Annotated in this window: 23 protein-coding genes; 13 read left to right on the top strand and 10 right to left on the bottom strand. The window is 70.1% G+C overall.

What is annotated here, in order from left to right; all coding sequences use genetic code 11:
• Positions 1-41 precede the first annotated feature (41 nt).
• The 3 genes from AC07PA_RS09735 to AC07PA_RS09745 are packed head-to-tail and all read right to left on the bottom strand — an operon-like array spanning position 42 to position 3,741.
• The gene (locus AC07PA_RS09735; RefSeq protein WP_494604941.1) at positions 42-833 is read right to left on the bottom strand and encodes an FAD binding domain-containing protein; all 792 of its coding nucleotides are present in this window, start codon (positions 831-833) and stop codon (positions 42-44) included.
• A 12-nt stretch (positions 834-845) separates the two neighbouring features.
• Positions 846-3,233, bottom strand: a complete 2,388-nt coding sequence (locus AC07PA_RS09740; RefSeq protein WP_494604943.1) for a xanthine dehydrogenase family protein molybdopterin-binding subunit — start codon at positions 3,231-3,233, stop codon at positions 846-848.
• 37 nt (positions 3,234-3,270) lie between these two features.
• Positions 3,271-3,741: a (2Fe-2S)-binding protein gene (locus AC07PA_RS09745; RefSeq protein WP_494604945.1), complete on the bottom strand. Its 471-nt coding sequence runs from the start codon at positions 3,739-3,741 to the stop codon at positions 3,271-3,273.
• Positions 3,742-3,960: 219 nt separating this feature from the next.
• Between AC07PA_RS09745 and AC07PA_RS09750 the strand changes: the two genes are divergently transcribed.
• Positions 3,961-5,115: a helix-turn-helix domain-containing protein gene (locus AC07PA_RS09750; RefSeq protein WP_494604947.1), complete on the top strand. Its 1,155-nt coding sequence runs from the start codon at positions 3,961-3,963 to the stop codon at positions 5,113-5,115.
• A gap of 7 nt (positions 5,116-5,122) precedes the next feature.
• Here the strand turns inward: AC07PA_RS09750 and AC07PA_RS09755 are convergent, their stop codons facing one another.
• Both AC07PA_RS09755 and AC07PA_RS09760 read right to left on the bottom strand, forming a co-directional pair.
• Positions 5,123-5,902 carry a TOBE domain-containing protein gene (locus AC07PA_RS09755; RefSeq protein ID WP_494604949.1) on the bottom strand — a complete coding sequence of 260 codons (780 nt, stop codon included), beginning with the start codon at positions 5,900-5,902 and terminating at the stop codon, positions 5,123-5,125.
• An 18-nt stretch (positions 5,903-5,920) separates the two neighbouring features.
• Positions 5,921-6,556, bottom strand: a complete 636-nt coding sequence (locus AC07PA_RS09760; protein ID WP_494604951.1) for a LysE family translocator — start codon at positions 6,554-6,556, stop codon at positions 5,921-5,923.
• Between the two features lie 128 nt (positions 6,557-6,684).
• Between AC07PA_RS09760 and modA the strand changes: the two genes are divergently transcribed.
• From modA to AC07PA_RS09795, 7 genes are all read left to right on the top strand, one after another.
• Positions 6,685-7,443 carry a molybdate ABC transporter substrate-binding protein gene (modA, locus tag AC07PA_RS09765; RefSeq protein WP_494604953.1) on the top strand — a complete coding sequence of 253 codons (759 nt, stop codon included), beginning with the start codon at positions 6,685-6,687 and terminating at the stop codon, positions 7,441-7,443.
• A 32-nt stretch (positions 7,444-7,475) separates the two neighbouring features.
• The gene (gene modB / locus AC07PA_RS09770; RefSeq protein WP_494604955.1) at positions 7,476-8,156 is read left to right on the top strand and encodes a molybdate ABC transporter permease subunit; all 681 of its coding nucleotides are present in this window, start codon (positions 7,476-7,478) and stop codon (positions 8,154-8,156) included.
• The gene (gene modC / locus AC07PA_RS09775) at positions 8,156-9,250 is read left to right on the top strand and encodes a molybdenum ABC transporter ATP-binding protein (RefSeq protein WP_494604956.1); all 1,095 of its coding nucleotides are present in this window, start codon (positions 8,156-8,158) and stop codon (positions 9,248-9,250) included. Before modB ends, modC begins: the two co-directional genes overlap by 1 nt.
• Positions 9,251-9,424: 174 nt before the next feature.
• On the top strand, positions 9,425-11,134 hold the full coding sequence (locus AC07PA_RS09780) for an EAL domain-containing protein (protein ID WP_494604957.1): 1,710 nt from the start codon (positions 9,425-9,427) through the stop codon (positions 11,132-11,134).
• Positions 11,131-12,267: a saccharopine dehydrogenase NADP-binding domain-containing protein gene (locus AC07PA_RS09785; protein ID WP_494604958.1), complete on the top strand. Its 1,137-nt coding sequence runs from the start codon at positions 11,131-11,133 to the stop codon at positions 12,265-12,267. Before AC07PA_RS09780 ends, AC07PA_RS09785 begins: the two co-directional genes overlap by 4 nt.
• Positions 12,264-12,635, top strand: coding sequence for a DoxX-like family protein (locus AC07PA_RS09790; protein WP_494604959.1), 372 nt, complete (start codon positions 12,264-12,266; stop codon positions 12,633-12,635). Before AC07PA_RS09785 ends, AC07PA_RS09790 begins: the two co-directional genes overlap by 4 nt.
• A complete protein-coding gene (locus tag AC07PA_RS09795) occupies positions 12,632-13,111 on the top strand; it encodes a DUF2269 family protein (RefSeq protein WP_494604960.1) in 480 nt (159 codons plus the stop codon). Before AC07PA_RS09790 ends, AC07PA_RS09795 begins: the two co-directional genes overlap by 4 nt.
• Before the next feature lie 7 nt (positions 13,112-13,118).
• Here the strand turns inward: AC07PA_RS09795 and AC07PA_RS09800 are convergent, their stop codons facing one another.
• From AC07PA_RS09800 to AC07PA_RS09815, 4 genes are read right to left on the bottom strand one after another with little or no spacing between them, the layout of a single operon-like run.
• Positions 13,119-13,940 carry a molybdate ABC transporter substrate-binding protein gene (locus AC07PA_RS09800; RefSeq protein ID WP_494604961.1) on the bottom strand — a complete coding sequence of 274 codons (822 nt, stop codon included), beginning with the start codon at positions 13,938-13,940 and terminating at the stop codon, positions 13,119-13,121.
• Positions 13,941-13,955: 15 nt separating this feature from the next.
• On the bottom strand, positions 13,956-14,789 hold the full coding sequence (locus AC07PA_RS09805; RefSeq protein WP_494604962.1) for an ABC transporter substrate-binding protein: 834 nt from the start codon (positions 14,787-14,789) through the stop codon (positions 13,956-13,958).
• Entirely contained in the window at positions 14,786-15,502 is a 717-nt protein-coding gene (locus AC07PA_RS09810) for an ABC transporter ATP-binding protein (RefSeq protein ID WP_494605264.1), read from the bottom strand. Before AC07PA_RS09810 ends, AC07PA_RS09805 begins: the two co-directional genes overlap by 4 nt.
• Before the next feature lie 38 nt (positions 15,503-15,540).
• Positions 15,541-16,278, bottom strand: coding sequence for an ABC transporter permease (locus AC07PA_RS09815; RefSeq protein WP_494604963.1), 738 nt, complete (start codon positions 16,276-16,278; stop codon positions 15,541-15,543).
• Positions 16,279-16,327: 49 nt separating this feature from the next.
• Between AC07PA_RS09815 and AC07PA_RS09820 the strand changes: the two genes are divergently transcribed.
• The 4 genes from AC07PA_RS09820 to AC07PA_RS09835 all read left to right on the top strand — a co-directional run bounded on the left by AC07PA_RS09820 (position 16,328) and on the right by AC07PA_RS09835 (position 20,350).
• The gene (locus AC07PA_RS09820) at positions 16,328-17,440 is read left to right on the top strand and encodes a substrate-binding domain-containing protein (RefSeq protein ID WP_494604965.1); all 1,113 of its coding nucleotides are present in this window, start codon (positions 16,328-16,330) and stop codon (positions 17,438-17,440) included.
• Positions 17,441-17,632: 192 nt separating this feature from the next.
• Complete coding sequence (locus AC07PA_RS09825) at positions 17,633-18,172, top strand: TRAP transporter small permease subunit (protein WP_007853420.1); 540 nt, start codon at positions 17,633-17,635, stop codon at positions 18,170-18,172.
• A 118-nt stretch (positions 18,173-18,290) separates the two neighbouring features.
• A complete protein-coding gene (locus AC07PA_RS09830) occupies positions 18,291-19,832 on the top strand; it encodes a TRAP transporter large permease (RefSeq protein ID WP_007853416.1) in 1,542 nt (513 codons plus the stop codon).
• 23 nt (positions 19,833-19,855) lie between these two features.
• A complete protein-coding gene (locus AC07PA_RS09835) occupies positions 19,856-20,350 on the top strand; it encodes a hypothetical protein (RefSeq protein ID WP_494604967.1) in 495 nt (164 codons plus the stop codon).
• A gap of 44 nt (positions 20,351-20,394) precedes the next feature.
• Here the strand turns inward: AC07PA_RS09835 and AC07PA_RS09840 are convergent, their stop codons facing one another.
• Entirely contained in the window at positions 20,395-20,847 is a 453-nt protein-coding gene (locus AC07PA_RS09840; RefSeq protein WP_494604969.1) for a winged helix-turn-helix transcriptional regulator, read from the bottom strand.
• Positions 20,848-20,965: 118 nt separating this feature from the next.
• Here AC07PA_RS09840 and AC07PA_RS09845 point away from each other — a divergent pair, with 118 nt between their 5' ends.
• Positions 20,966-22,171, top strand: coding sequence for an MFS transporter (locus tag AC07PA_RS09845; protein WP_494604971.1), 1,206 nt, complete (start codon positions 20,966-20,968; stop codon positions 22,169-22,171).
• Positions 22,172-22,221 lie beyond the last annotated feature (50 nt).

Below are 22,221 nucleotides of genomic sequence, written 5' to 3' on the forward strand. Positions count from 1 at the left end.
TGCACGCGGGCACATGGCGGTTGGGGACGGACAGCGGAACATCAACCCAGCATCTGGGCCACCGCCCTTTGGGTTTGTACGCTGATCAGGTTGGCACGGTAGATGGCGCTGGCGTGGATATCGGTGTTCAGGTCGCTGGCGTCCACCTTCACCGCGGCGGCCGAGGCCACCGAGAAGTCCTGGTTCAACGCCGCCTCCAGCGCCTGCTGGCGGAAGACGCTGCTGGCGGCACCGGTGACGGCCACGCGCACGCCGGCGTCGGTCTGCGCCACGAACACGCCCACCAGCGAAAAGCGCGAGGCCGCCTGCTTGAACTTGAGGTAGGCCGCGCGCTTCGGGATCGGGAAGCGGATCGCGGTGATCAGCTCGCCCTCCTGCAGCGCCGTGGTGTACATGCCCACGAAGAAGTCGTCCGCCGCGATCTCGCGCTGGTCGGTGATGACGGTGGCTTTCAGCCCCAGCACGGCGCTCGGGTAGCAGGCCGCGGGGTCGTTGTTGGCCACCGAGCCGCCCAGCGTGCCGCGGGCACGCACCTGGCGGTCGCCGATGTGCGCGGCCAGGTCGGCCAGGGCCGGGATGGCGGCCTTGACCTCCGCGCTCGCGGCCACGTCCATGTGCCGGGTCATCGCGCCGATCACCAGGGCATTGCCCTCGCGGCGGATGCCGGCCAGCTCGGGGATGCCGTTGAGATCGATGATCTGGCCCGGATTGGCCAGGCGCAGGCGCATGGAAGGCAGCAGGCTCTGGCCGCCTGCAATGGGCTTGCCGCCCGCGGCCGCCAGGCGCCCCGCATCGGCCATGCTGGCCGGGGTTTCATAGGTGAATGCATACATGGTGTGCTCTCCTCATGCCTTGGCGGATTGGATGGCTTCCCACACGCGGTGGGGCGATGCGGGCATGTCGAATTCCTTCACGCCCAGCGGGCGCAGGGCGTCGAGCAAGGCATTGATCACCGCGGGCGGCGAGCCGATGGCGCCGGCCTCGCCGCAGCCCTTGGTACCCAGCGGGTTGTGCGTGCAGGGCGTGCAGACATGGCCCAGCTTGAACTCGGGGAAGTCATCGGCACGCGGCATGGCGTAGTCCATGAAGCTGCCGGTGAGCAGTTGGCCGGTTTCGCGGTCGTACACGCAGTTCTCCATCAGCGCCTGGCCGATGCCCTGCACCAGCCCACCATGCACCTGGCCCTCGACGATCATGGGGTTGATGATGGTGCCGAAGTCGTCCACCGCGGTGAAGCGGTCCACCCGGGTGGAGCCGGTCATCGGGTCCACTTCCACCTCGCAGATGTAGGTGCCAGCCGGGAAGGTGAAGTTCGTGGGGTCGTAGAAGGCCGTCTCGTTGAGCCCCGGTTCGAGCTTGTCGAGCGGGTAGTTGTGCGGCACGTAGGCCGTGAGCGCCACCTGGCCGAAGGGGATCTTCTTGTCCGTGCCGCGCACGGTGAACTCACCACCGCTGAAGTCGATGTCGGCGTCGCTGGCCTCCATCAGGTGGGCCGCGATCTTCTTGGCCTTGGCCTCGATCTTGTCCAGCGCCTTCATGATGGCCGCGCCGCCCACGCTGATGGAGCGCGAGCCGTAGGTGCCCATGCCGAAAGGCACGCGGCCCGTGTCGCCGTGCACGATGTCCACGTTCTCCACCGGAATGCCCAGGCGCGCCGCCACCACCTGGGCAAAGGTGGTCTCGTGCCCCTGGCCGTGGCTGTGCGAGCCCGTGAACACCGTCACGCTGCCCGTGGGGTGCACGCGCACCTCGCCGCATTCGAACAGGCCGGCGCGTGCGCCCAGGGCGCCGGCGATGTTCGACGGCGCGATGCCGCAGGCCTCGATGTAGCTGCTGTAGCCCACGCCGCGCAGCAAGCCCTTGGCGGCACTGGCGCTCTTGCGCGCCTCGAAGCCGGCCACGTCGGCCAGCTCCTGGGCCTGGGTCATGCAGGCGTGGTAGTCGCCCACGTCGTACTGCAAGGCTACCGGGGTCTGGTAAGGAAAGGTGGTGATGAAGTTGCGCTTGCGGATCTCGTCCTGCGACAGGCCCAGGTCCCAGGCGCAGCGCGTGACCAGGCGTTCGAGCAGGTAGGTGGCCTCGGGCCGGCCCGCGCCGCGGTAGGCATCGACCGGCGCGGTGTTGGTGAACCAGGCGTCCACCTCCACATAGACCTGGGGCGTGGTGTACTGCCCGGCCAGCAAGGTGGCGTAGAGGATGGTGGGCACGGCCGTGGCAAAGGTCGACAGGTAGGCACCCAGGTTGGCGTCGGTGTGCACGCGCATGGCCAGGAACTTGCCGTCCTTGTCGAGCGCCATCTCGGCATGGCTCACGTGGTCGCGGCCATGGGCATCCGAGAGGAAGGCCTCGCTGCGGTCGGCCACCCACTTGATGTTGCGGTTGAGCTTCTTGGCGGCCCAGGTCAGGCACACGTCCTCGGCGTACAGGAAGATCTTGGAGCCGAAGCCGCCGCCCACGTCGGGCGCGATGACGCGCACCTTGTGCTCGGGCAGGCCCATCACGAAGGCGGTCATCAACAGGCGCTCGACGTGTGGGTTCTGGTTGCTCACGTAGAGCGTGTATTCGTCGTTGGCCCGGCTGTAGGAGCCAATGGCCGTGCGCGGCTCCATCGCGTTGGGGATCAGGCGGTTGTTGACCAGGTCGAGCTTCGTCACGTGCGCGGCGCTGGCGAACACCGAGTCCACCGCCCCCTTGTCGCCGATGGCCCATTTGTAGCAATGGTTGTCTTCGGCGATGTCATGCAGGCCGGCGCCAGCCACCTTGCCGGCCGCGGCATCGGCCACGTGGACCACGGCGGGCAGCACGTCGTAATCCACCTCCACCAGCTCGGCCGCATCGCGCGCCTGCTGCTGCGTGAGCGCCACGACCATGGCCACGTGGTCACCCACGTAGCGCACCTTGCCCTGCGCCAGGATGGGGTGCGGCGGCTCCTTCATGGGCTGGCCGTCGGTGCTGGTGATGAGCCAGCCACAGGGCAGGCCGTTGATGTTGTCGGCCGCCACGTCGGTGCCCACGAACACGCCCAGCACGCCGGGTGCGGCCTTCGCGGCGTCGGTGTTGATGCTGTTGATGCGCGCATGCGCATGCGGCGAGCGCACGAACACGGCGTGGCTCTGCGCGGCCAGCACCACGTCGTCGGTGTACTGGCCCGCGCCCGTGAGGAAGCGGTAGTCCTCCTTGCGGCGCAGGGCCTCGCCGATGTGCGGCAGCTTGGAAAAGTCGGAAGCACCCATGGTCTTGTCTCCTGGTGTGTGAGTTCTGGACGGGGGCTCAGGCCGACGCCATGGCCTTCTGGCCGTGCTGGACGGCACGCACGATGTTCTGGTAGCCGGTGCAGCGGCAGATGTTGCCCTCCAGCAGCTCGCGGATCTCGCCCTCGTCCGCCTTGGGGTGGTGGGTGCACAGGTCCACCGCGCTCATCACCATGCCGGGGGTGCAGAAGCCGCACTGCAGGCCGTGGCATTCCTTGAAGGCCGCCTGCATGGGGTGCATGGTGCCGTCGGCTGCGGCCAGGCCCTCGATGGTCTGCACCTCGGCGCCCTGGGCCTGCACGGCCAGCATGGCGCAGGATTTCACCGCGCGGCCGTTGACGTGCACAGTGCACGCGCCGCACTGGCTGGTGTCGCAGCCCACGTGCGTGCCGGTGAGCAGCAGGTGCTCTCGCAGCGCGTGGACCAGCAGGGTGTTGGGGGGCACATCAACGCTGGCCGCACGGCCGTTGACGGTGAACTGGACTTGCATCTGGCTGTCTCCTCGGGAGGGTGTTGGCTGGATCTGCAAGCCGCATCTTGGGCCGGGCGCGGGGCCGGATTCCTAGGGTCAACCCTAGCTTGGCGGCGCGCGGCGGCGGATATTCTCAAAATGAAACATGTTGCAGTGCACCGCCCGCGCATCATGCGCACTGCACACCGAAGCACCCCGCAGTGGGTGCACCGGCCCGCCACCCCACGGGAGTCCGCCATGCTGTCCGCCGCTGCTGCTGCCGTCACGCCACCACCCGACGAGCGCCAGGCCCTGATCGCCCGCGCCCGCACCGCCCTGTTCAGCCAGGGCCAGGTGCCGGCCGCGCTGGGCATCGAGCCCTGGATCGTGCGCTCGTGGCAGCGCTGCCTGGCGCAGGGCCAGTCGCCGCGCCAGCGCGTGGCCTTCGACCAGGTGAGTGCGGCCACGCTGCGCGGCGTGGCCGAGCAGCACCGCCATCTGCTGCAGGCCGCGCAGCCGGTGCTGGGCCACCTCACGCGCGCCATTGCCGGCATGCACTATTTCGCGGTGCTCACCGATGCGCGCGGCGTGGTGGTGGACGTGCAGGGCGCCATCGACCACCGCGACGCGCGCGTGCATGCCATCGGCCGCGTCGGCATCGACCTGTCGGAAGCGGCCGTGGGCACCACCGCCATCGGCGCCGCGCTGGCCGAGCTGCAGCCCGTGTGGCTGCACCGGGGCGAGCACTTCTTCGATGACAACACCCATTACAGCTGCGCCGGTGCGCCGCTGTTCGACCCCGAGGGCCGCTGCGCCGGCATGCTGGACCTGACGGGCGTGGACGTGCCCGAGCGGCCCGAACTGCGCCACCTGGTGGACCGCTCGGCCCGCGCCATCGAAGACGCCCTGCTGCTGCAGCAGCCCCATGCCCTGCTGCTGCGCCTGAACTGGCCCGGCAGCACGCTGGGCGGCGAAGGCGATGGCCTGATGCTGCTGGACGCCGATGGCTATATACAGGGCAGCAACCGCACGGCGCGCCAGCTGGTGCCCCAGCCACTGCGCACGCCGGGCACCCGCGCCCATGCCAGCGAGCTGCTGGCCCTGCCCTGGGCCCTGCTGTTCGACGCTGCGCAGCGCCAGAATGCGGGCGCCGCGCCGCTGGACTTGCCCCTGTGGTCGGGCCTGCGCCTGCAAGGCTTGGCGCTGGCGCCCCGGCAGGGCAGTGCCCTGCGGCCCCTGCTGCCCCCCACGCCGGTGCCTGCCGTGGCAGCGGCACCGTTGCGCGCGGCGGAAACCGCGCTCATCCGCCAGGCGGTGCAGGAGGCGCGCGGCAATGTGGCCGAGGCGGCGCGCGCCCTGGGCATCAGCCGGGCCACGGTGTACCGCAAGTTGGGCGCCCCGAAGGGGCATTGAGTCGCGTTCAGCCCTGGGCCAGCGCGATCACCACCGCGTTGTCTTCCACCACCACCAGCACCCGGCTGCCGGCACGCAGGCCGCTGTCCGGCGCGGCAAAGCCCACCATCTGGATGCCGTGGGCGAGTTCGGCCGAGACTTCGTCGCCCGACGCCCCGCGCACCACGCGCACGGCCTTGGCAGGCAGGCGGCAGGTGCCGGGCTCGGCCGCGGGCAGGTCCGCCCCGGCGCGCTCCACCCGCACCGCCGTGGCCTTGCACAGGGCCTGCACCACCAGGCCGGGCGCCAGGCCCAACAACTCGGCGCTCTCGCGCGTGATGCGGGCGCTGAGAAAGGCATCGCCCCCCTGCGCGGCCCGGCCCAGGTGCACGCGCACGATCTGGCCCAAGTCTTCCAGCCGCTGCACGCTGCAGGGCCACTGGTTGCGCATGCTGGTGCGCACCGCCAGGCGCGCTGCTGCAGGGCCCGCCCTGCCCTCCCAGCGCGCCAGCACGGCGCTGCGCGCCTGGGCCATGGCGTCGGCGGCGGCCAGCAGCTGGTGGCCGGCGTCGGTCAGTTGCGCACCGCCACCGCCGGCACCGCCCACGGCACGGTCCACCAGGGGCGTGCCGGCCAGGTTGGTGAGGGTGTCGAGCGCCTGCCAGGCGGCCTTGTAGCTCACGCCGACGGCGCGCGCCGCCTGCGAGATCGAGCCGCCCGCGCCGATCTCGCGCAGGATGGCGATGCGCTTGTCGGCCATGTCATGGCTGAGCGCGCCCGCAAAGGAAACGGGAGGGGTGCCGGGCATCGGGGCGCGGTGCCTTGCCTAGCGCCGGTTGCCCAGTGCCAGCACCGAAATGCCCGAGGCAATGAAGGTGACGCCCGCACCGGTGTTGAGCCACTTGGTGGCACGCGGGCGGCGCGCCAGCCAGCCCGAGAGCTGCGCCGCGCAGCTGCCCAGCACCGAGAAGATGAGCGCCGTGAGCACCGCGAAGATGGCGCCGTACACCAGCATCTGCGTGGCCACGGGGCCGCGCGATGCGTCGACGAACTGCGGGATGAAGGCCAGCACGAACAGCCCCGGCTTGGGGTTGAGCACGTTGGAGAACAGGCCCACGCCGAACACCTTGGCCAGCGGCTGGCGCGCGGCCGGCGCGAACGAGATCAGGTTGCCCGAGGTCAGCGCCTTGTACCCCAGGTACAGCAGGTAGGCCGCGCCGGCGATCTTCACGGCCCAGAAGGCCAGCGGCGAGGCCTGCACGATCAGCGTGAGCCCCAGCGTGGCAGCCACCGTGTGCACCATGATGCCCAGGCCCGCACCGATGGAGGACAGCACCGCCGCCAGGCGCCCCTGGCTCAGGCCGCGGCTGATGGCCAGGATGTTGTCCGGCCCCGGCGCAAAGACGACGACGATCACGGCAACAAGGTAGGCGGCAAGGATTTCAGGAGGGAACATCAGCATGGTGGACACAGTGTAGGGGATGCGGCCCGAATACCGCCACGCGCCACAAGGGCTGCCAGCGCGCCATGGCGCCTGCTTTTATACTTTCGCTATTCCATCAATGAACAGCGCTTGCGCGCCCTACCGCCATGCAGATGCCCACCGCCCGCCTTCTCTCCGTTCTCAGCCTGGCCCTGGCTGCCGCCGCCACGGCCCATGCCGAGCAGGTGTCGGTGGCCGTGGCCGCCAACTTCACCGCGCCCATGCAGAAGATCGCGGCCGCCTTCGAGGCTGACACGGGCCACAAGGCCGAGCTGTCGTTCGGCGCCACGGGCAAGTTCTACGCGCAGATCACCAACGGCGCGCCGTTCCAGATCCTGCTGTCGGCCGACGACGCCACGCCGGCCAAGCTCGAGCGCGAAGGCAAGGTGGTGGCCAACTCGCGCTTCACCTACGCCATCGGCACGCTGGTGCTGTGGAGCGCCAAGGAGGGCTATGTGGACGCCAAGGGCGCCGTGCTCAAGACCGGCGACTTCAAGCACATCGCCATCGCCAACCCCAAGCTGGCCCCCTACGGCCTGGCCGCCACGCAGGTGATGGACAAGCTCGGGCTCACCGCCACGCTGCAGCCGCGCTTCGTGCAGGGCGAGAACATTGCGCAGACCTACCAGTTCGTGGCCACGGGCAATGCGCAACTGGGCTTCGTGGCGCTGTCGCAGGTGATGGTGGACGGCAAGATCGCCCAGGGCTCGGCCTGGCAGGTGCCCGCAGACATGCACGAGCCGATCCGCCAGGATGCGGCGCTGCTGGAGACCGGCAAGGGCAATGCGGCGGCGACGGCGCTGATGCAGTACCTCAAGGGCGACAAGGCCAAAACCATCATCAAATCTTACGGCTATAGTTTCTAAACAGTTCCCTGCACGATCCCTCTCCACTGCCCATGCCCTTTTCCAGCGCCGACCTTGCGGCCATCGGCCTCACGCTTCGGCTCGCGGGCACCACCATGGCACTGCTACTGGTGCTGTGCACACCGCTGGCCTGGTGGCTGGCGCACACGCCCTCGCGCTGGCGCGGGCCGGTGTCGGCCGTGGTGGCGCTGCCGCTGGTGCTGCCGCCCACGGTGATCGGTTTTTACCTGCTGGTCACCATGGGCCCCAACGGGCCCATCGGGCAGTTCACGCAGTGGCTGGGCGTGGGCGCCCTGCCCTTCACCTTCTGGGGGCTGGTGGCGGGCTCGCTGATCTATTCGCTGCCGTTCGCGGTGCAGCCGCTGCAGGCGGCGTTCGAGGCCATCGGCACCCGGCCGCTGGAAGCGGCGGCGACGCTGGGCGCCGGGCCGCTGGACCGGTTCTTCACCGTGGCACTGCCGCTGGCGCGCCCGGGCTTCATCACCGCGGCCATCCTGAGCTTTGCCCACACGGTGGGCGAGTTCGGCGTGGTGCTCATGCTGGGCGGCAACATCCCGGGCGTGACGCGCGTGGTCTCGGTGCAGATCTATGACCACGTGGAAGCCCTCGAATACACCCAGGCGCACTGGCTGGCGGGCTGCATGGTGGCCTTCTCCTTCCTGGTGCTGCTGGGCCTGAACCTCACGCGCCGCCGCGCGTCCATGGTGTCCTGATGGCTGCAGACGACCAGATTTCCGCCCGCCTGGTGCTCACCCGCCCCGGCGGCTTCACGCTCGACGTGGACCTCACGCTGCCCGGGCGCGGCGTCACCGCCCTGTTCGGCCCCTCGGGCTGCGGCAAAACCACCAGCCTGCGCGCCATCGCGGGGCTGGCGCGGGCCGAGCCGGGCCGCGTGGTGGTCAACGGCGAGGTCTGGCAGGACGACAGCCAGCGCATCTGGCGGCCCACGCACCAGCGCGCGCTGGGCTATGTGTTCCAGGAGGCCAGCCTGTTCGAGCACCTGAGCGTGCGCGGCAACATCGACTATGGCCGCAAGCGCACGCCCCGGGAGCGGCAGCACACCGTGGCGCTGGACCAGGCGGTGGACCTGCTGGGCATCGCCCACCTGATGGACCGCAAGCCCCATGCCCTCTCGGGCGGCGAGCGCCAGCGCGTGGCCATGGCCCGCGCCCTGGCCACCGGCCCGCGCGTGCTGCTGATGGACGAGCCCCTGGCCGCGCTGGACGCCCAGCGCAAGGCCGAGGTGCTGCCCTACCTGGAACGGCTGCACCGGGCGCTGGAGATACCCGTGCTCTACGTGAGCCACGCCATCGACGAGGTGGCGCGCCTGGCCGCGCACATGGTGCTGATGCAGGACGGCCGGGTGCTGGCCAGCGGGCGCACCGAGGACATGCTGGTGCGCCTGGACCTGCCGCTGGCGCACGGCGATGCAGCGGCTTCGGTGGTGGAGGGCACGGTGCTGCGCCATGACGCGCACGACCACATCACCAGCGTGCAGTTCGCGGGCGGCCAGCTGCTGCTGGCCAGCCCCACGGAGCGGACGGCCGGCACGCCGGTGCGCCTGCGCATCCAGGCGCGCGATGTGAGCCTGACCTTGGCCGAGCAGGTGGACACCAGCATCCTCAACATCCTGGCCGCCACGGTGGTGCAGGTCGACGCCGACAGCCCCGGGCAGTGCATGGTGGCGCTCGATGCCGGCCCCACGCGGTTGCTGGCGCGGGTGACGCAGCGCTCGGCCCAGGCCCTGGCACTGGCGCCGGGCAAGGCCGTCTTCGCCCAGGTCAAGGGCGTCGCCATCGTCAATTGATGCCCCCTGTGGCGCCGCGCAGCAGCACTGGCTTCGGCCGTGCCAGTTTCGCGGCTCGGGCATGGCGTGCAGCGCCATGGAGCGCTGAAATGGCGGCCCAGTTCCTGGGTCCAGCCGCCCCGACATGGGCAGGTCGTATGATGACTGCACAAGATTTTGGGGGGAAGGGTCAGGATGTTTTCAATCGGGCATGACGCCACGCAGGTGTTCGCGGTGGGCTTTCCGCCGCTGCTGCACAGCCTGCTGTTCTGGATCTTCGCCTCGCTGGTCGTGCACGTGTGCCAGCGGCTCGTGGAGCACACGGCCTTTGCCATCGACCCGTCGAGCCGGCGCATCAGCGCATCCCATGCCGCCCTGTGCATCGGCTGCGTCGTGTGGGCGCTGGACGTGGTGGGCATGCTCATGTATGCCGAGCTGGCCGGCCACATGCTGGGCCTGGTGCCCGCGCTCACGGGGCTGGTCATCATGGCGCTGAGCGCGCGGCTGACGGTCCCCACGCTGAGCACCAGCACCAGCAAGGCACGCATCCTGCTGGCCGGGACCGGGCTGTCGCTGGGCATGCTGGCCGCACACTTCACCATCTCCGAAGGCTACGTATCGAGCTATGCGCGGGTGAACGGTCTGGCCGTCGTGCTGGCCCTGGCCACGGCCATCGGCATCGCCGCCTACACCTCCATACGCCACCGCGCGGCCAAGATGAAGGCCCTGACGCGCATCTACATTCCCCAGAAATGGCAGGACAAGCTCCTGGCCGGCGCCGCCATCCTGGTGCTGCACTGGCTGCTGGTGAACACCTTTCCCCTGGAATGGCCCGACAGCGCCGCGCCCACCGACGGGGTGGCGCTGCTGGTGATCGTGCTGCTGTTCGGCATGGCCATCGCCACCGAGCAATTGAGCAATATGCGCTTCGACCAGGCGCGCCAGCAGCTGCTGCGCCGCGGCCTGTCGCTGATGCGCACCTCCAGCTACGAAGTGCAGGCGCCCGAGGGAGACATCCAGCTGTCGCTGATCGCGGACCAGCTGCCGCAGCTGCTGCTGCCCGAGCAGCTGGTCCTGCACTTCCAGCCGATTGCCGACCTGGACAGCGGCGAGGTGCAGTTCGAGGCGCTGCTGCGGGTGCGCAGCGAGCTCCTGGGGCCCATCCATCCCGAGGCCTTCCTGCTGGTCTGCGAACTGCAGGGCAAGACGCCCCTGGTGGACCGGTTGATCCTGACCAACGCCATGGCCTGGGCCTGCCAATGGCGCAGCGCAGGCATGGCGGCTGCGAAGTTCAGCGTGAACGTGGCACCGGCCACCCTGCTCGAAGAGAATTTCGCGCCCTGGCTGCAGGCCGAGCTCGCGCGCCGTGCCCTGCCCGGCAGCGCCCTCAAGCTGGAGCTGACCGAGCACGCACTGATCGCCAGCGGCCCGCGCATGCTCGAATCCATCCGCCGGCTGCAGGCCATCGGCGTGGGCGTGCTGATGGACGATTTCGGCGCCGGCTACTCCTCGCTGGGCATGCTGGCCGACCTGCCGATTGCCGGCATCAAGTGCGACCGCCTGTTCATGCGCCAGCTGGCCCAGGACCCGCGGCGCCAGTCGCTGCTGCGGCACGTGGGCGCGCTGGCCAGCGAGTTCGGCCTGTCGGTGGTGGTGGAAGGGGTCGAGACCCCGGCCGAGCTGCAGACCCTGGCGGCCTGTGGCCTGCCCACCGTCCAGGGCTATGTCCTTTGCAGGCCCATGCCGGCCGCCGACGTGCCCGGCTGGAACCAGGCCCAGTGGCCCCAGCACCTGGCCACACTGCGGGCCCAGGCGGGCACGACCGACTCCCCGGAATCCCCCGAGCCCCACACCCCCCCTGCTGCGGCTGCCGCATGGATGCAGCCCCAAGGGGCCCGCCGATGAGCACCGCTGCACTGACCACCCTGGTGCTGGGGGGCTATGGCAACTTCGGCGCCCGCATCTGCCGCGCACTGGCCGGCGACCCGAGCATCCACCTGCTGGTGGCCGGCCGCAGCGCCGCCCAGGCCCAGGCCCTGGCAGCCACGCTGGGCCCGGGTTCCCAGGGCGTCGCGCTGGACCACAGCGCGCCCGGCCTGGCGCAGACCTTGAAGGCGCTCGGCGTGGGCCTGGTGGTCCACACGGCAGGGCCGTTCCAGGCGCAGGGCTATGCGGTGGCCGAGGCGGCCGCCGAAGCCGGTGCGCACTACATCGACTTGGCCGACGGGCGCCGCTTCGTCTGCGACTTCCCGGCGGCCCTGAACGCCCGGTTCACGGCGGCGGGGCGCACGGCGGTCTGCGGCGCCAGCACGGTGCCGGCCCTGTCCTCGGCGGTGGTGGACCAGCTGTGCGCCGGCTGGCAGCGCATCGACAGCATCGACATCTGCATCGCCCCGGCCCAGCGCGCGCCGCGCGGCCAGGCCACCCTGGCAGCCGTGCTCAGCTACTGCGGCGAGGCCATCCCCGTGTGGGAGGACGGCCGCTGGCAGAACCGGCTTGGCTGGGCGGCGCCCACCCTGGTGCGGTTCCAGCGCCTGCGCCCGCGCCTGGCGGCGGTCTGCGACATCCCCGACCTGGAGCTGCTGCCGGCCCATTACCGCGTCACGCAGCGGGTGGACTTTCGCGCCGCACTCGAAGTGGGTCTGGCCCAGCGCGCCTTCGCTGCCATCGCCGCGCTGCGCGCCTGGGGCGTGCTGCGGCGCCCCGAGCGCCTGGCCGGGCTCATGCACCGCACGGGCGGGGTGTTCGACTTCCTCGGCACGCCGCTGGGCGGCATGGTGGTGCGCGTGGCCGGTGCCGATGCACAGGGCGCACCGCGGCGCCGCGCCTGGCACATCGCCGCCGACAACGACCACGGCCCCGAGATCCCCTGCATGGCCGCCATCCTGCTGGCGCGCCAGCTCGCGCGAGACCATGCCGTCCTTCCGGTCGGCGCCCACACCAGCACCAGCCTGCTGCCGCTGGCGGCCTTTGCGCCCGAGTTCACGAAATGGGGCATGGTGACGGACGTGGTGGAAGAAGAGGCCCCAGCACCATGAGCGACGACCACCGCCGCCTGCTGCGCTACAGCCTGGTCTTCGTCTGGCTCGCCACCGCGGTCGTCAGCGTCTGGGAGCTCGACGGCCAAAGCCGCCAGCTGCTGGCCACCCTGCCCTTCAACAGCCCACAGGTCGTCACCGCCCTGGTGCTGGCCGGCGCCGCCGCCGATGCCGTGGTGGGCCTGTGGATCGCCCTGTGGCCCGGCCGCGTGGCCTATGCCGCTGCGCTGCTGCTGATGGGGGTGATGACGCTGCTGGCCACCGCCATCGAACCCGGGTGGTGGCTGCACCCCTTCGGCCCGCTGACCAAGAACCTGCCCATCGCCGCCATCCTGGTGGTGCTGCTGCGCGACGACCCCCGACCATGAGCCTGTACCTGACCCTCAAGTGGATCCACATCGTCTCCAGCGTGCTGCTGGTGGGCACGGGCCTGGGCTCGGCCTACTACATGTTCTTTGCCAACCGCAGCGGCAACCTGCAGGCCCAGGCCGTGGTGGCGCGGCTGGTGGTGCGGGCGGACTGGTGGTTCACCACGCCCACGGTGTTCATCCAGCCCGCCACGGGGCTGGCCATGGCGCACATGGCAGGCCTGCCCCTGTCCACGCCCTGGCTCGCCGTCTCGCTCGCGCTGTACGTGCTGGCCGGCCTGTGCTGGCTGCCCGTGGTGTGGCTGCAGCTGCGCATGCGCGCACTGGCCCAGCAGGCGGCCGACGCCGGCAGCGACGCCCTGCCCCCCACCTACTGGCGCTACGCCCGCTGGTGGGAGGCGCTGGGCTACCCGGCCTTCGTGGCCATGGTGGTGGTGTTCTACCTCATGGTGGCCAAGCCTTATCTGGAATTCTGAACGCCGGTCAGGGCGCCGCAAAGCCCATCCGCTTGAACACCGCCTGGGCGGATTCCGAGAGCAGTGCGCGCACGAATGCATGCGCTGCAGGCGGAGCCCCCGAACGCACCGACACGCCGTAGGCGGCGCCCACCTGCAGCGCGGGCGGCACCTGTACCACCTGCAGGCGCGGCAGCTCCCGCTGGCTGGCCATGGCGTTGGTGCAGTAGGTCAGGAAGACATCGGCCTGCCCCTGCTCCATGACCCAGGCATAGGTGCCGCGCCCGGCGGGTGGCTTGGGCGAGCTGGCACCGCCGGTGAGCTGCAATGCCTTGGCCTCCAGCACCGCGAAGGCCCCCGGTTGCACCGCCTCGGCACGGCGGAACAGCTCCCAGGCATAGTCGCCCGAGGGGTCGGCGAGCGGCGTGGAGGTACCCAGCCGGATATCGGGCCGCATCAGGGTGGCCAGCAGGGTCGCGGGGGTGGTGCGGACCTGCTCGGCGGCCAGGGCGCACAGGCCGTTGCGCACGAACACCACGGGCGCCTGCCAGCCGCCCCGGGCCGCCAGGCGTGCCGGGTGCTGCGTATCCGCCGACGCGAACACCTGGGCCTGCGCACCCTGCTCGATGCGCTCGCGCAGCAGTCCCGAGGCGCCGAAGCTCAGTTCCACCGGCTGGCCCGTGCGCGCCTGGTGCGCGGCGGCCACCTCGGTGAACACCTCGCGCAGGCTGCCGGCAGCATAGACCTGCAGCGCCGCGGGCGCAGCGGCCGGCTCGGCCGGCGGGCTAGCGCAGCCCGCCATGGCCAGCATGGCCCCCGCCGCCTGGGCCCTGGGCATCCAGCGGTGCATGGCGCGGGCCCACCCCTACTTGCCAGCGTTGGGGAAGAACAGCTGCTCGCCGCCGATCTTGTAGGCGGCGATGCTGGCCTGCCCACCGGGCGAGACCACCCAGTCCACGAACTTCTGGGCGTCCTGCACCTTGACCTGCGGGTGCTTGGCCGGGTTGACCACCATCACCCCGTACTGGTTGAACAGGCGCGTGTCGCCCTCGACCAGCACCACCATGTCGGCGCGGTTCTTGAAGTTGAGCCAGGTGCCCCGGTCGGCCAGCACGTAGGCGCCGCTGGAGGCAGCGATGTTCAGCGCCGGGCCCATGCCGCAGCCGCATTCCTTGTAGCCGCCGCCCTTGGCCGCCTCGGCGCCCGCGAGCTTCCAGTAGCGCAGCTCGGCGGCGTGTGTGCCGCTCTTGTCACCGCGCGAGATGAACGGGGCGCTGCCGGCCGCCAGCTTCTTCAGGGCCTCGACGATGTCCTTGCCCTGCGTACCCGCCGGGTCGGCCTTGGGGCCCACGAGGATGAAGTCGTTGTACATCACCGGGTAGCGCTTGACGCCCCAGCCATCGGCCACGAACTTCTCCTCGGCCACCTGGTCGTGCACGAAGAGCACGTCGGCATCGCCGCGGCGCGCCATGTCCAGCGCCTGGCCGGTGCCCAGGGCCACCACCTTGATGTCGATGCCGCTGGCCTTCTTGAACTCCGGCAGCAGGTGGCCGAACAGGCCCGACTGCTCGGTGGAGGTGGTCGATGCCATGGTGATCGTGGCCTGCGCAAATGCCGCGCCATGCGACAGGGCCAGGGCCAGTGCGACCGCAGAGGGAACCAAGAGCAGGTGGCGGCGGGCCATCGTGGGTTGTCTCATCCTATTTCTCCTTTGACGAACAAACGCGCGGCCTCCGGCAGGGGGCCGTTGAAAAACTCGTGCACCGGCAGGGCGGCAACGATGCGGCCCTGCTCCAGGTAGACCACGCGGCTGGCCAGGCGCTTGACCTGGCCCAGGTTGTGGCTGCTGAACACCATGGTCACCACCTGGATGCTGCCGCCTGCCTGCACCGCGCTGCCTGCCAGGTCGGCCATCAGGCCTTCGACCTCGCGCTTGGCATGCGGGTCCAGGCTGGCCGTGGGCTCATCGAGCAGCAGCACGCCGGGCTGCAGGCCCCAGGCGCGCGCCAGCGCCACGCGCTGCTGCTGGCCGCCCGACAGGGTGCGCGCGTTCTGCGCGGCAATGGCCTCGAGCCCCACGCGCTGCAGCGCTGCCAGGGCCTGGGCCCGGGCCTCGCGCCAGCGCGTGCCGCGCAGCCACAGCGCCAGCGCCACATTGTTCTGGGCACTGGTGCGCAGCATGTGCGGGCGCTGGAACAGCATGGCCTGGCGCTGCGCCGCGTCGCACCGCACCTGGCCGGCACTGGGCGGCACCAGGCCGTGCAGCACGCGCAACAGGGTGCTCTTGCCGCTGCCGTTGGCCCCCACCAGGGCCACGCGCTCACCCGGGGCAATGCGCAGGTCGATGTCGGCCAGCGCCTGCACACGGCCGTAGCGCACGGCCACGCCCTGCAATTCGATCAGCGGGGACAGGACGGGCGGCATGGCCACGGGCTGGGGCTCGGGATGCCTCATGCCGCCACCCCCGCCAGGACGTCGGAGGCACCGCCATCGACCCGCTCGCGCCAGCGGCGCAGCAGCGCGATCAGCACGTTCAGGGCCAGCACCACGCCCAGCAGCACCAGGCCCAGCGCCAGCGCCAGCGGCAGGTCGCCCTTGCTGGTCTCGAGGGCGATGGCCGTGGTCATGACGCGGGTGAAGCCATCGATGTTGCCGCCCACGACCATCACCGCGCCGACTTCGGAGATGGCGCGGCCGAACGCGGCGATCAGCACCGTGAGCAGCGCATAGCGCTCGTCCCAGGCCAGCAGCAGGCTGCGCAGCAGCGGACCGGCTCCCAGCGAACGCAGCTGCTCGCCATGGGCGCGCTCGGCGTCTTCCACCACCTGGCGCGTGAGCGCGGTGACCACCGGCAGCACCAGGATGGCCTGGGCCAGCACCATGGCCTTGAAGCTGAACAGCCAGCCCAGCGCACCGAACGGGCCGCTGCGCGACAGCAGCAGGTAGACCACCAGCCCCACCACCACCGAGGGCACGGCGAGCAGGGTGTTGAGCACCGCCAGCACCGCCCCCCGGCCGGCGAACCGGGCCACGCCCAGCCAGGCCCCGAGCACCAGGCCCGCGGCGCAGGCCAGCGCACAGGCCGTGGCGCTGACCGACAGGGAGCGGCCGACGATGGTCCACAGCGCCGGATCCCCCGACAGGGTCAGTTCAAGGGCGGTGGCGGCGCTTTGCGTCAGGGTGGACATGCTTGGGCTATCGTATGGACCTCCTTCTTCTCCAGCGATATGAACGGCCGTGCATAGGGTCCAACTTCACTACACGCTCAGCCGCGATGCGGGCGACACCCAGATCCGCAACCCCCTGCCCGAACTGCTGCAGGCGGTGGCCGAGCAGGGCTCCATCTCCGGCGCGGCGCGCGCGCTGAAGCTGTCCTACCGCCATGTCTGGGGCGCCCTCAAGCGCTGGGAGGAGCAGTTGGGCGGTGAATTGATCATCTGGGGCAAGGGGCAGTCCGCGCAGCTCAGCGAGTTCGGCGCCAAGCTGCTGTGGGCCGAACGCCAGGCCCAGGCCCGGCTGGCGCCGCAGATCGCCGCCCTGCATGCCGACCTGGAGCGGGCCTTCGCCGTGGCCTTCGACGACCAGGCGCATGTGCTGACCATGTATGCCAGCCATGACGATGCGCTGGCGGCGCTGCGTGCCTATGCAGCCACGCCGGGCGAAACCGGCGCGCTGCACCTGGACATCCGCTTCACCGGCAGCGTGGATGCGATCCGCGCGCTCAACGAAGGCCGGTGCACGATTGCCGGCTTCCATACGCGGGAGACACCCGCCGCCGATTCGCTGGCCGCCCGCACCTACAAGCCGCTGCTGCGACCGGGGCACCACAAGATCATCGGGTTTGCCCAGCGCACCCAGGGGCTGATCGTCGCGCGCGGCAACCCGCTGGGCCTGCAGACGCTGGCCGACGTGGCCCGCCCGGGCGTGCGCTTCGTGAACCGGCCGCTGGGCACCGGCACGCGCGTGCTGTTGGACGACCTGCTGGCGCAAGCGGGTCTCGGCCCTGGCGACCTGCAGGGCTATGAGCGCCACGAACCCTCGCACACGGCCGTGGCCCAGGCAGTGGCGGCCGGCGCGGCCGACGTGGGCATGGGCATCGAGCTGGCGGCCCACGCCCGGGGCCTGGGCTTCGTGCCCCTGGCACAGGAACGCTACCACCTGGCCTGCCTGAAATCCACGCTGGAGCAGCCGGCCACCCAGGCGCTGCGCGACCTGCTGCAGACCACGGCCTGGCAGGCGCAGATGGCGGCCCTGCCCGGCTATGCGCCCATGCACTGCGGCGAGGTGCTGTCCATGAGCGCCGTGCTGCCCTGGTGGCAGTTTGCCCGGCCCAAGCCTGCACGGACCTGACACCGCAAAGCCGGGTGCCCAGGCGGCAAGGCCCGCGCTGGCACGGGGCCGATGAGGGGAGCCTGAGGAAAACCCTATCCCCGCGCGTCAGGCTTTCTTCAGCGCCCAGGGGGTACCATCCGCGTTACTTTCAGACACCCGGCAGCGCTTCGGGTGCGTCTGCGCTCTTTTCAAAACCCCAGGAGACACAAGGTGTCAGCACTTCTCAAATTGGCTTTGGGCATGGACTGGATCTCCAGCCAGCTCAGCAAGGTGGCAACATGGACCGTGCTTGCGGCGGCCATGATCTCGGCGGGCAATGCCTTCGTCCGCTACGGCCTGGACTACAGCTCCAACGCCTGGCTGGAGATCCAGTGGTACCTGTTCGCCGCCACGGTGATGATGGGCGCACCCTTCGTGCTGTACATGAACGAGCATGTGCGCGTGGACATCATCTACGGCAAGCTGCGCGGCAACAAGCAGGTCTACGTGGACATCATGGGCCTGGCGCTGTTCCTGCTGCCGGCCATGGGCCTGATCGCCTACCTGAGCTGGCCCTTCTTCCTGCGTGGCTTCGTTTCGGGCGAGATGTCGGGCAACTCGGGCGGCCTGATCCGCTGGCCCGCGCTGCTGCTGCTGCCGGTGGGCTTTGGCCTGATGTTCCTGCAGGGTGTCTCCGAGATCGTCAAGCGGGTGGCCCATCTGCAAGGCATCTACCAGATGAACACCCACTATGAAAAGCCGGTGCAATAACCAGGGCCGATGAACACCCCATCGTGACACAGCAGTCCTCCCTGCGCAGCCCGCCGGCCCGCCCCGCCCGCTAGCGCACCGACTGCGCCCCCATTCCCGGATACTCAGGAACAACAAAATGCATATGGAAAACTTTGCCCCGATCATGTTCGCGGGGCTGGTGCTGGTGATGCTGATCGGCTTCCCCGTCGCCTTCTCCCTGGCCGCCCTCGGGCTGGCCTCGGGCTTCTTCGCCATCGAGATGGGCTGGTTCCCGGCCGTCTTCATGTCCAACCTGCCGATCAACATCTTCGGCATCCTGAGCAACGAGCTGCTGCTTGCCATCCCGTTCTTCACCTTCATGGGCGCCATCCTCGAGAAGTGCGGCCTGGCGGAGGACATGCTCGACTCCATGGGCCAGCTGTTCGGCACCGTGCGCGGCGGCCTGGGCTACTCGGTCATCATCGTGGGCTTCATCCTCGGCGCCATCACCGGCACCGTGGCCGGCCAAGTGATCGCCATGGCCCTGATCTCGCTGCCCGTGATGGTGCGCTATGGCTACAACATGCGCTACGCCACCGGCGTGCTGGCCGCCTCGGGCACCATCACCCAGCTGGTGCCGCCCTCGCTGGTGCTGATCGTCATGGCCGACCAGCTCGGCCGCTCGGTGGGCGACATGTACCGCGGCGCCTGGGGCCCCTCCATCCTGCAGGTGCTGATCTTCGCGGGCTACACCTTCATGTTGGGCGTGTTCAAGCCCCACTACATCCCCGGCATCCCGAAGGAAGCGCGCACCATGTCCGGCGCCAAGCTGTGGCTCAAGTGCCTGCGCGGCATCATTCCCTCGGCGCTGCTGATCTTCGCCGTGCTGGGTTCCATGGGCGGCCTGCCGGGTATCGACACCGCCATCGCCACACCGACCGAAGCCGGCGCCATGGGCGTGGTGGGCGCCATGATCCTGGCCGCCATCCACAAGCGCCTGACCTGGGCCCTGATGTGGGAGGCCATGCAGGGCACCATGCGCCTGACGGCCATGGTGGTGTTCATCCTGATCGGTGCGCGCGTGTTCTCGATGGTGTTCCAGGGCGTGGACGGCGCCAAGTGGGTCGAGCACATGCTCTCGGGCCTGCCCGGCGGGCAGATCGGCTTCCTGATCGCGGTGAACCTGTTCATCTTCTTCCTGGCGTTCTTCCTCGACTTCTTCGAGATCGCCTTCATCATCCTGCCCATGCTCGGCCCGGTGGCCGACAAGCTCGGCATCGACCTGATCTGGTTCGGCGTGCTGCTGTGCGTGAACATGCAGACCAGCTTCATGCACCCGCCCTTCGGCTTCGCACTGTTCTACCTGCGCGGCATCTCCAACACCCTGTTCAAGGAGGGGCGCATTCCCAAGCCCATCCTGTCGAGCGACATCTACATGGGCGCCATCCCCTGGGTGATCATGCAGCTGTTGCTGGTGACCATCGTGATCTTCGTGCCCCAGACGGTGACCATGTTCCTGCCCAAGGCCGAGGTCATCGACACCGACAAGGTGCAGATCGAGGTGCCCGCCGACGACCTGATGAACTCCGACTCCAACTCCTCGGGCGCGGGTGAGAACCCGTTCGGTGACCCCGCTCCGGCGGCCTCGGATGCCGCACCGGCTGCCGCGGCGCCTGCGGGCTCCGACGCCAAGCAGTGAGAACGCAAGTGGCGACCCTGTCCATGCTGAACCAGACCCCCATGTCCATGCCGGAGCCCTTTCGCTTCACCCCCGAAGGGGGCGAGGTGGCAGGCTCGGCGTTCTCGCCGACCTTCCGGGCATTGGCCACGGTGATCGTGGGCGGCTGCGCCGTCTGGTTCGCCCAGCTGTGGTCGCGCGGCGCCCTGGGTTCCAGCACGGGGGTGAGCAACGGCGCGGGCTGGTTCATCGCCGGCCTGGTGCTCATGGCCTGGACCTGGTGGAGCATCATGGTCAGCCGCACGCGCATCAGCAAGGACGGCCTGCACCAGCGCTGGGTCTGGGACAAGGCCCTGCCCTTCGACGACCTGGCCTACGCCAAGCTGATCCGCGTGCGCGGCCTGGGCTGGCTGATCGCACCGCGCCTGTACGTGCGCACGCTGGCCGGCAAGTTCACCGTGTTCTACGGCGCCACGCCCGCGCTGATCCAGGAATTCGAGCGCGTCAGCGCCGAGCTCAAAGCCTTCCGCAGCTTCTGAGCTCCTCCTCCATCCCCTCGAAACCGCGCCCTGGCGCGGTTTTTTCATGGGGCGGTAGGTTTGCGCACCACCGCCTGCCAGGGGCCGAGCACCTGGCCATCGGCGCCGCGCGGCTGCATGGGAGCAAGCTCCTGCCCCGTGGCCCGCTCCAGCAGCTGCGAACGGGCCTCGCCCGGCTGGAAGAGCTGCTGCTCACCCCACTGGCGCAGGGCCACCACCACCGCAAACAGCTGCTCGCCGCGGGGCGTGAGCACGTACTCCTGGTAGGAGGTGCCGTCGGATGCCGGCTGCACGGCCAGGATGCCCTCTTCCACCAATCTGCGCAGGCGTTCGGCCAGGATGCTGCGGGCCACGCCGAGGCCGCGCTGGAAGTCACCGAAACGGCGCGTTCCGTCGAAGGCGTCGCGCACGATCAGCAGGCTCCAGCGGTCGCCGACCAGGTCGACCGAACGCGCCACGGGACAGGTTTCGGCGACTGCATGCTTGCGCTGGGACATGGTGACTCCTCGGTGATGGCACTGCCCGCAGGGGTGTTTTTGCGGGAACAGGTTTCATTTTAAGACTGGTTTGCCTAGAATCAAACCGGTCTTTATTTGAAACTAGATTGCTTGATCCATGCCCCAACCCCTGTCCACAGCGGCCACCATGCCCCGTGCCCTGGTGGCGCTGTTCGCCTGCGCCAGCGGGCTCTGTGTCGCCAATGTCTACTACGCCCAGCCCCTGCTCGATGCGCTGGCGGCCGACTTCGGGATCCGCCCTGCCGCCATCGGCGCGGTGGTGGCGGCCACACAGGCGGGCTGCGCCCTGGCCCTGGTGCTGCTGGTATCCCTTGGAGACCGCATGGACCGGCGGCGCCTGATGCTGTGGCAATGCGCCGCCCTGGTCGCAGCGCTGTTCGGCACGGCCGCGGCAACCTCTGCCGCAACCTTGCTGGCGGGCATGCTGTGCCTGGGCCTGTTGGGCACGGCCATGACCCAGGGGCTGATCGCCTTCGCGGCCACCGCCGCGGCGCCGCAGGAGCGGGGCCACGTGGTAGGTGCCGCCCAGGGCGGCGTGGTCATCGGCCTGCTGCTGGCGCGGGTGGCGTCAGGCCTGCTGGCCGACCTGGTGGGCTGGCGCGGGGTCTACACCGCCGCGGCGCTGGCCATGCTGGCCCTCATGGCCCTGCTCTGGCGCGCGCTGCCTCCCGCGCCGTCGTCCGCAGGCGGGCTCGCCTACCCGGCCCTGGTCGGCTCCATGCTGACCCTGCTGCGCACCGACCGGGTGCTGCAGATCCGCGGCGCGCTCGCCCTGCTGATGTTCGCGGCCTTCAGCATCTTCTGGAGCGCCATGGTGCTCCCCTTGCGCGGGGCGCCCCATGCGCTGTCGCACACGGCCATCGGCGCCTTCGGCCTGGTGGGGGCCCTCGGGGCGCTGGCCGCCACGCGTGCCGGGCGCTGGGCCGACCGGGGCCTGGCCCAGCGTGCCACCGCAGGCGCGCTGGCGCTGCTGCTCGCGGCCTGGCTGCCGCTGTGGCTCATGCCGCATTCACTGGGGTGGCTGGTGCTGGGCGTGGTGGCACTGGACCTGGGCGGCCAGGCCATCCACGTGACCAACCAGGCCCTCGTCCTGCGCGGCGACGCGGGCCTGCATGGACGGCTGGTGGGCTGCTACATGCTGTTCTATGCCGCGGGCAGCGGGCTCGGTGCCGCAGCCTCCCCCGCCGTCTTTGCAGCCTGGGGCTGGAGCGGGGTGTGCGCGCTGGGCGCGGCCGTCAGCGCGTCGGCAGGCGTCTTCTGGGCGGCCAGCCTGCCGTACATGCCGCATGAAAATGGCGCATAAAAAAACCGCGCCGAGGCGCGGTTTTTGGCAGCAATGACAGGCCGGGGACG

The sequence above is a fragment of the Acidovorax sp. GW821-FHT09B03 genome (assembly GCF_059418305.1).